Source organism: Desulfosporosinus sp. Tol-M2 (assembly GCF_059735615.1).
The window spans coordinates 17,149-26,481 of sequence record NZ_JCAIJG010000055.1; the positions used below are offsets into that span (position 1 = coordinate 17,149).

The 9,333-nt window shown below is 43.9% G+C and carries 9 protein-coding genes; 1 reads left to right on the forward strand and 8 read right to left on the reverse strand.

The annotated features are described in order from the left end of the window. The 8 genes from AC6I5A_RS03775 to AC6I5A_RS03810 form a co-directional block, all read right to left on the reverse strand. The coding region (locus AC6I5A_RS03775; protein WP_034611832.1) for a translation initiation factor IF-2 N-terminal domain-containing protein at positions 1 to 476 on the reverse strand (476 nt) is incomplete at its 3' end. Between the two features lie 44 nt (positions 477 to 520). After that, the gene (locus AC6I5A_RS03780; protein WP_034611834.1) at positions 521 to 817 is read right to left on the reverse strand and encodes a L7Ae/L30e/S12e/Gadd45 family ribosomal protein; all 297 of its coding nucleotides are present in this window, start codon (positions 815 to 817) and stop codon (positions 521 to 523) included. After that, positions 814 to 1,077 carry an RNase P modulator RnpM gene (gene rnpM, locus AC6I5A_RS03785; protein ID WP_034611837.1) on the reverse strand — a complete coding sequence of 88 codons (264 nt, stop codon included), beginning with the start codon at positions 1,075 to 1,077 and terminating at the stop codon, positions 814 to 816. Before rnpM ends, AC6I5A_RS03780 begins: the two co-directional genes overlap by 4 nt. Further along, on the reverse strand, positions 1,074 to 2,465 hold the full coding sequence (nusA, locus tag AC6I5A_RS03790) for a transcription termination factor NusA (RefSeq protein WP_034611841.1): 1,392 nt from the start codon (positions 2,463 to 2,465) through the stop codon (positions 1,074 to 1,076). The genes rnpM and nusA overlap by 4 nt, the downstream gene beginning before the upstream one ends. Before the next feature lie 42 nt (positions 2,466 to 2,507). Then, positions 2,508 to 2,966 (reverse strand): ribosome maturation factor RimP, encoded by a 459-nt coding sequence (gene rimP, locus AC6I5A_RS03795; protein WP_034611844.1) that lies wholly within the window; start codon positions 2,964 to 2,966, stop codon positions 2,508 to 2,510. A gap of 435 nt (positions 2,967 to 3,401) precedes the next feature. Further along, positions 3,402 to 5,372 (reverse strand): acetate--CoA ligase, encoded by a 1,971-nt coding sequence (gene acs, locus AC6I5A_RS03800; protein WP_034611847.1) that lies wholly within the window; start codon positions 5,370 to 5,372, stop codon positions 3,402 to 3,404. Positions 5,373 to 5,815: 443 nt separating this feature from the next. Next, complete coding sequence (locus AC6I5A_RS03805; RefSeq protein ID WP_497900474.1) at positions 5,816 to 7,024, reverse strand: L-lactate MFS transporter; 1,209 nt, start codon at positions 7,022 to 7,024, stop codon at positions 5,816 to 5,818. Positions 7,025 to 7,150: 126 nt separating this feature from the next. Next, a complete protein-coding gene (locus AC6I5A_RS03810) occupies positions 7,151 to 7,528 on the reverse strand; it encodes a carbonic anhydrase (RefSeq protein ID WP_034611850.1) in 378 nt (125 codons plus the stop codon). 323 nt (positions 7,529 to 7,851) lie between these two features. Between AC6I5A_RS03810 and AC6I5A_RS03815 the strand changes: the two genes are divergently transcribed. After that, positions 7,852 to 9,249: a uridine kinase family protein gene (locus AC6I5A_RS03815; protein WP_034611852.1), complete on the forward strand. Its 1,398-nt coding sequence runs from the start codon at positions 7,852 to 7,854 to the stop codon at positions 9,247 to 9,249. Positions 9,250 to 9,333 lie beyond the last annotated feature (84 nt).

Here is a 9,333-nt window from a genome sequence, read left to right on the forward strand (position 1 = left end):
CCCTGCGGCTGTCCCTGGTATCCCGGTCGTGGTCCCCGCGGTTGTCCCTGGTATCCCGGTCGTGGTTCTTGCGGGCGTCCTTGATATCCCGGTCGTGGCCCCTGCGGGCGTCCTTCTATTCCTGAGCGTAGTGCTTGCGGGCGTCCTTCCATTCTTGGGCGTGGTACTTGCGGCTGTCCTCCTACTCCTTGGCGTGGTTCTTGCGGACGTCCTTCTATTTCTGGAAGGGGTAGTTTCGGCAGTCCTTCTTGCACGGATTCGGATGTAATTGGCCTTGCTTCTTCAGTATTTGTGGGTTCAGGATGATCCAAATTAATCTCCTTTCCTTTCAGTTGTTTCCGTAAAAGATCTGCATCTTTCTGATCGACCGCACTTAAATGATTTTTCACATCTGTTCCTATAGCCCCGAGCCTTGTCATCACTTCTTTACTACTTAAGTTCAATTCTTTTGCTAATTCATGAACACGAATACTCATTTAACCACCCCCACATAATCGTCTCTCCCATTCCGTTCCAAGCATCAGCTCCTTGCTAGTAAAATAGCCTTAGCAAACCCTTGATCTAAAATAAGCACTGCTGAACGCGGTGAAAGTCCTATTGAATGTCCAAGTTCCAATTTCGTTCCAGTCACCAAGATTGGTAGTTTTGAATCACCCGCCCACTGTTTGTATCTTTTCTGAGCACCAGGAGCATCCTCCGCCATGATAAGCAGAAATCCTTTTCTTTTTTTCAACATAGCTTCAACCTGAGCATTACCTGTAGCAATTTTACCTGCTCGGCGAGCGATCCCTATTAATGACTGGATACGTGTATTCACGTAGAAATCTTCCCTTCCAGGTGTGCAAATACTTCCGGATCAACATCAACTCCGAAAGCCTTCCGAAATCGACGTTCTTTAACCGCAGTTTGAAAACAGATTAAGTCAGGGCAAAGATATGCACCACGTCCATTCCGTTTTCCGGTTGGATCGAGTTCAACGGCTCCTTCCGGAGTTCTAACAATTCTATAGAGTTCTTTCTTGGGCTTCATCTGCTGACAGCCCAAACACATCCGCAGCGGAACTTTTCGTGTTTTCATACGCTTACCCCCTTCCCTTTCTGCTTTTTCTCCTCATCTCTTTCATCCGTATCTAAATCCTTCAATATCTCGCGTGGAGCTTTTTTAGTAACTTTCTGAGTGACTTCGTTATTAGAAAACTCAGCGTCATAAGATTCATCATTATTGTATGTATAATTTCCATCATAAACTTGATAAATCTCGTCTTCGTTATTTTCTTCGTTTACATAAGTATGTCCATTTTCGATACTTTGTCCGCTTTCCTCGTATTCCTGGTAGTTGTCTATTTCAACGAATTCATCATAATCTGAGTATTCCTCATACTCGTCGTAAGTTTCATAGTCTTCTTGCAGTACTTGAGGAATGACATTTGGCGTATTAGCTTGGGATTCACTTTTGATGTCAATCTTCCACCCCGTGAGTTTCGCCGCTAGACGAGCGTTTTGTCCCTCTTTCCCAATCGCCAAGGAAAGTTGATAGTCAGGAACCACGACAATGGCAACTTTCTCATTGAGTTTAGGATAAACTCCCACAACTTTAGCAGGAGAAAGGGCATTCGCCACAAACTCTTGAGGATCCGTAGAGTAGTTTACAATATCAATCTTTTCTCCTTTTAACTCTGTGACGATGGTTTGAACACGAGCCCCCTTTGGCCCAACACATGCTCCAACAGGATCGACATTTAAATCACGTGAATAAACGGCAATTTTGGAACGAGCACCCGCTTCACGGGAAACACCTTTAATTTCAACGACGCCATCGTGAATTTCTGGCACTTCAAGCTCAAACAAGCGCTTAATCAGTCCGGGATGAGTTCGGGACAACATAATTTGCGGCCCCTTAGTGGTTTTTTTAACCTCCACGACATACGTTTTAATCCGCTCAAAGGATTGATACACTTCTCTAGGGATTTGTTCCTGGGCAGGAAGTACTGCTTCTACCTTACCTAAATCTACAATCACATTCTTCTGTTCATATCGTTGAACAACCCCGGTCACAATATCTCCTTCACGATTAACATATTCATTATAAATCATGCCGCGCTCAGCTTCTCTAATGCGCTGAACAACGACCTGCTTTGCTGTTTGAGCTGCTATCCGTCCAAATTCACGTGGGGTTACTTCATATTCCACGATGTCTTCAAGTTGATAATTAGGATCGAGTTTACGCGCATCCTCCAATCCGACTTGAGTCCGAGCATCCTCCACGGTTTCAACAACGGTTTTGCGGGCATACACTTTAAACTCACCAGATAAACGATCAATAAGAACCCGGACATTTTGCAATGATCCGAAATTCTTTTTGTATGCGGAAATCAGTGCTGCCTCAATTGCCTCGAATAGAACCTCTGTAGAAATTCCCCGTCCTTTTTCTAACTCGTGAAGGGCCTCGATGAACTCCATATTCATTTTTCCATTTTCCTCCTCAATCTATTGTACATAAAGAAAAAACTAAAAATCCAGTGCCAAATGAATTTTTTTTGCCAAGGCGCGTGGAATTGCCATACGCTTACATTCATATTCCAAAACGATTTCATCGTTTATCAATCCAATCAGATTCCCAGAAAACTCCTTATACCCTTGGAACGGGGAAGTCGTGTGCACCGTAACCAACCTTCCTTGAAAACGGATAAAGTCCTCTTCTTTTTTCAGGGGACGTTCCAGCCCAGGAGACGACACTTCCAGCATATAGGCCTGTGGAATTGGATTTTGTTGATCAAGCATTTCACTCACCAGATGACTTACTCCTGAACAATCATCCATGTCCACGCCACCGTCTTTATCAATATACAGACGCAAATACCAATGTGCACCTTCCCTTATGTACTCCACATCCACCAGTTCGAGTCCTTTTTTTCTAACGATTGGCTCTACCAGTAACCCTATCCGATGTTCCATTGCTTCATTCATGTGAACTCGCTCCTTTAACTGCGGTTAAGAACGTATTCTATATAGTCTGACGAAAATGACCCGGAGTTGTACTTCAGGCCCGGTTTGGACAAACGAAGGAGCGGGCTAGAACCCACTCCTTACCAACAATCCCTACAAATTTCCTGTTACTAATATAGCACATCTATCGGACATCTGCAACCTAAGCGAAACCTTTTATTAAAAAAAACAGACAAGTAAAAAACTTGATAAATCAATTTCCAGTTATTATACATAGAAGAAAGATATTTATACTAATAATTTATAAAGTCACTGTTCATATAATCCTCCACCCTCTCTTAAAAAGAAAGCCTCCCAAAAAAAATCACCAAATAACGCATCTTGCAAATGCGATTACTTGGTGATCTGACGATTAGATTAAGCTAATTTAATTATTCTCTATACTAGGCAACAGTTCTACTGTCTTGTGGCTACAAGGTTATCAACCACGGAGGGATCGGCCAGAGTTGTGGTATCGCCAAGTTGGTCAATTTCGCCGGAGGCAATCTTTCTCAAAATACGTCTCATAATTTTGCCGCTTCTGGTTTTGGGCAGACCAGGAGCCCATTGAATTTTATCCGGTGCAGCAATAGGTCCAATTTCTTTCCGCACATGGACAACAAGCTCTTTTCTCAGAGCATCGGTAGCCTCAACACCGGTCTTCAGGGTTACGTAAGCGTAAATGCCTTCGCCTTTAATGTCATGCGGGTAACCGACAACAGCCGCTTCGGCGACAGCTGCGTGCGCAACCAGAGCGCTTTCCACTTCAGCCGTACCCATACGGTGTCCGGAAACGTTAATAACGTCATCCACGCGGCCCATCAACCAGAAACAGCCATCCTCGTCCTTGCGAGCGCCGTCGCCACTGAAATAATATCCGGGATACTGCGAGAAATAAGTCATCTTGAATCTGTCAGGATCCCCATAAACCCCTCGCATAATGCCGGGCCATGGTTTCTCAAGCACTAAATAGCCGCCTTCATTGATTGGAGATTCGCTGCCATCCTGTTGGATAATCTTGGGTTTTACGCCGAAGAATGGTACGGTTGCGGAACCGGGTTTGATGGAGATTGCTCCTGGTAGCGGGGTAATTAAAATACCGCCTGTTTCGGTCTGCCACCATGTGTCGACGATTGGGCACCTTTCCTTGCCGATTACGTTATAATACCACATCCAGGCTTCAGGGTTGATAGGTTCCCCTACGGAACCCAAGAGACGCAGCGAGCTGATATCTCTGCCCAGAGGCCACTTATCCCCGTCCTTCATCATGGCACGCAGAGCGGTAGGAGCAGTGTAGAATATATTTACCTTAAACTTCTCAACGATTTCCCAGAACCTATCCGGCTGCGGGAAATTAGGTACGCCTTCAAACATCAAGGAAGTAGCCCCATTGGAGAGTGGTCCGTAAACAATATAAGTATGTCCGGTCACCCAGCCGATATCCGCTGTGCACCAGTAAACATCCTCGTCTTTGACATCAAAAATATGCTTAACCGTACAGTTGGCATATGTCAGATAACCACCGGTGGTGTGCAGAACGCCCTTAGGCTTTCCGGTGCTGCCGCTTGTGTAAAGAATGAATAGCGGATCTTCCGCCTCCATTTTTTCAGCTTCGCAAACAGGAGACGCCGTAGCCATTAATTCGTTCCAATACACATCGCGTCCGGCGACCATGTTGCAGTCCTTGTCAATTCTTCTGACTACGATGCATTTTTTGACATTCGGACACATGTCCATAGCCGCATCGGCAACATCTTTACTGCCGAGCAATTTTCCAGACCTGTAGCCGAAGTTGTTGGTGATAAGAAGATCCGATTTGCTGTCCATAACTCTGTCCCGAATCGCTTCGGCGCTAAATCCGCCGAAAACTATGCAGTGGATGGCGCCAATCCGGGTGCAAGCTAACATAGCAATAGCCAGTTCCGGAATCATCGGCAGGTAAATAGTAACCCGGTCACCCCTTTTTACGCCCTGACTCTTTAAGACGTTGGCAAATTTACATACTTCATAATGCAGTTGCTGGTAAGTAAAGGTTCTGCTTTCTTCAACCGGCTCGCCCTGCCAGATAATAGCGGCTTTATTTTTGCGCACGGTATTCAGATGAACGTCCAAACAATTGTAAGAAACGTTAATCTGCCCACCCTGGAAGTAACGAACAAAGATATCATTGGTGAAATCAAACTCTTCAACTTTGTCCCATTTCTTAAACCAGGTAAGCTTGTCCGCCATCTCCGCCCAGAACTCATCCGGTTTTTCGATCGATTTCTTATACATTTCATCATACTGTGCCCGGCTCTTAACCCACGCTTTTTCGGAAAATTCCGCTGACGGAGCAAAAACCCTGTTCTCAACCATCATTGATTTTACACTACCGAAGTCGTCTGCCATGTTTTTCCCTCCAGTTTAATTGCTAATTAGTAAATGCTAATTGCTTTCTTAGGCTTTCTTATGCTTTGTTTTTTCATGCCGAGGCTTAATAGTATTGTAAAAGAAATAATAAACCATTTAAATAAAACGGCCTTAAATGCATCCCCCCCATATATTTCTTAAACTCTGCAGCACAAAACTTCACTCTTGCTATTATAGTTTATTTTAAAAATAATATCAAGAATTTCTGCCGAAATGTTTATTATACCTCTGATCATGACATACTGATTTATACCCGGACGCACTATGGAAAAGAGGCTCACCTGAGCCCCTTCATACATTCAAATTTATTTAATGTTATTCTAAATCATTTAATAAACTGATTTGCGCCAAGCTTTTGGCGCAAACCTTCGTTGTACTTATGGATCGCAAAACTTATACTATCTATTATGCTCAGTAAAACATTAAGCTTTAACCGGCGGTTTGGTCAAAATAATTAATACCAAGCTGACAAAGCAAAGTATTCCGGAAACCATCAGCGGGGTGGTGCTTAACTGACCGGCCACCGGGCTTTTCATTAAATCATAGAGCATCGGACCACCGACTCCGGCAATACCGTAGGCCATAAAAACCGAACCGTAGTTCATGCCCAAGTTCTTGGTACCGAAATAGTCGGCAGTAAGCGAAGGATATAATGCAAGGAAGCCACCGAAACAGAGCCCGATCAAGCATATGCCGATTAAGATCGAAGTTCCCGTGAGCATCTTCAGACAAAGCATGGTGAGCCCGCAAATCACAAAGAGCACCATCAAAGTCTTGGTACGGCCCACTTTATCGGAAACCACACCCCAGAGAATTCGCCCGACTGAATTGAACACAGACAAAGCCATGACCGCAGAGGTGGCAGCGGCTAGACTAAGCCCTTGTGCCTGAGCAATCGGCGAAGCATTGCCGATGATCATTAAGCCGGCAGCGGCACCGAAAAGATAGGAAACCCAGACAAGATAGAACTGAGGTGTTTTAACCATTTCGCCAGTCGTAAAATCATTGGCGGATGCTTTTCCAGCCACTGTCGCCGGTGGGTTCCAGCCGGCAGGCTTATAACCGGGAGGCGGATTTTTCAGGAACTGAGCACCGATAATTACACAAACTCCCAAAATAACTCCCAGATAAGCAAAGGTACTTAAAATACCAACCTGGGCGATTAAATTTTTAGCTATCGGGGCAAATACTAGTCCGCCGGCACCGAAACCAGCCACAGCCAGGCCGGTAATAAGACCTTTTTTGTCCGGAAACCATTTGACGCAGGTTGCAATCGGGCAGACATACCCGGCACCGATACCAGCGCCGCCTAATACCCCAAAAGTCAGATAGAGCCAGCCAACAGTAGTCGTCTTACTGGCTAAAAGAAATCCTGCGATTAATAATATCCCACCCAGAGTGGCTACTTTCGTGGGGCCAATTTTATCCTGAAGTTTCCCGAAAACCACGGTTCCAATAGCGAAAACCAACAGAGTGATGGATAGCGTTAAATTAGTAGACGCAGCATCCCATTTAAACTGCTTCATCAAAGGCCCTTTAAACACACTCCAGATATATATCGCTCCCAAGGCAACCTGAATTAATAAGGCACCGATTACTACAATCCAGCGATTCATGACTTTCTCGGACAAATTCTTCCCCTGCCTTTCAAATTTTTTTAGTTCTAACAAATTAAGTTATGATAGCTGGTCCTTTTCTTCCCATAACACCTGTCTTAGATTAGGCAAAGCCAACCAGTCTGGTTTATCCCCGCCAAATCACTCCACAGGCACAACCTGCCATTTCTCATCCACCCATAAACCGATACACTGAACTGTATAATTCCAAGCGCGAATAGTTTTAAGCGCAGCCTCCAGTTGCTTTAATTGTATTTCCTTTGGCACCGGATTGCCTGCGCAATCATGATGAGCCACCACAGAGATTAACTTTGAACCGTGCGCCTCTACTGAGATTTTTACCCTTTGTTCGATTGAAGCTACCCCAGCCAAATTTTCCGCCAAGATTTTTACCGGCCCTGGTTCGGTAATGGTATCAATAAATTCAAGCTTAAAACGGTTTCTTAAGTATTCATTTACAGGCAACTGTGTTCTGCCATCCATGCAGTTTATTGCGGTACCAAAAGTTCCGTGGGCCATTTCCTACCTCCTTTCTCTTGATCTGCCAATAGTAACTGTATCGTCGTTGCCTACATCCCCCCCAGCCCTAGTCATAGTCATTGACAATAACATAGCTAGTATACAGCTCTTTTTTGTTAAAGGCAAGGTATACATATTATTACTGGTAGATTCTTATGTCTTTAAAGCCGCAGTTAGACCGTGCCATAACTCAAAACACCAAATCCGCCCATGTCCTTATTATCATCCTTTGTCTTTTTCAAGATAAGTATGGTAGCATATACAGGAAACCGATTCCCAATTTTTAATTTATCTTATCTTAAGGAAAGTCAGGTGAACAAATATTGTCGTATACTTCTTACCGCCGAAACACTAGCAACCGTCAAAGCTTAGTTCTGGGATTGATCTTAACCATCAAGGAATTGTTCCCTGATGAACAACTGAAAATCATGCACTCCATTCCAGATGGAATATATTGCGAATTTGAAAACTCTTCGGTTTCCCCGCGTGAGGTTAGAAAAATTGAAGAACGACTTACCAAATGGGTAAAAGAAGATATGCCCATTTACCATCGACAAGGAGATGATGGGTTTATTCACTGCCAACTAAACGGTCAGGAACTAAAATCCCTCTTTTCAGTATTTGATCGTTCAGGTGCTGTTCACCAATGTGGGTTGGTTGCTTATCCGCCGGGGTTCATTCTTCTCTATAATACGTTAAACAATTCCGATGCCTGTCCTCTATATGTTCCACCCGAAAAGCTATCCGCTACTTATTCCGAAGCCCAACGTTGGGTAGAAAATCTTCATCTGGCAGAAGTAGGAGATGTCAATGCGGTTATCTCCGCTAAGCGTTCGAATGAATTGATAAGTTTAGCCGAAGCTCTGCATGAAAAAAAGATTTCATTAATCGCCGATCGTATTTTTGAACAACGAAAGCATGTCCGCGTTATCCTGATTGCCGGACCATCATCTTCCGGAAAAACGACCTTTGCCCAACGATTATCCACCCAATTAAGGGTTAACGGCTTACGTCCTGTGGCACTCTCCATGGATAATTATTTCCTTTCACGTGACAAAACACCCCTTGATTCTGATGGACAATACGACTTTGATGCTTTTGAAGCTTTAGACCTGCCACTTTTAGCTACCCATCTTGACACTTTAATCAAAGGGGGATTTGTCGAAACACCAATTTACGATTTTATTTCAGGCAGCCGGCGTCCACGAGGAATCGAGATGAATCTTAATCCTAATGAGATTTTGATCATCGAAGGAATTCACGGTCTTAATCCGCGTTTACTTCCTTCTTTGGATCGTAATAAACTTTTTAAGATTTATATCAGCGCTCTTTTTCAATCTAACATCGATTCATATAATAGAATACCTACCACCGAAGTACGCTTAATACGCCGGATAGTTAGGGATAACAGAGCCAGGGGAATTGATCCCGAACAAACTCTATCCCAATGGAGCAGCGTTCGCCGAAGTGAAAATACTATTCTTTTCCCTTATCAAGAAGAAGCTGATATTATGTTTAACTCCAGTCTTTTATATGAGCTAAATGCCCTCCGCCCCTACGCCGAACCTTTATTAAAAGCCATTCCCCAAAATAGTTTCAATCACCAAGGAACTACCCTATTGCTTCGTATGCTCTCTTTCTTTACCCCCCTGGAAACAAATAGGATACCATTTAACTCCATCTTGCGTGAATTTATCGGGGAAAGCCTGTATAATATCTAATTCCCTCCAATTATTAAAGTCCAGAAAGACGCTAAAGCCTGCCGTTCCTGTGGAAGTACTATTCTTATTTCGTTTCCTGTTCCT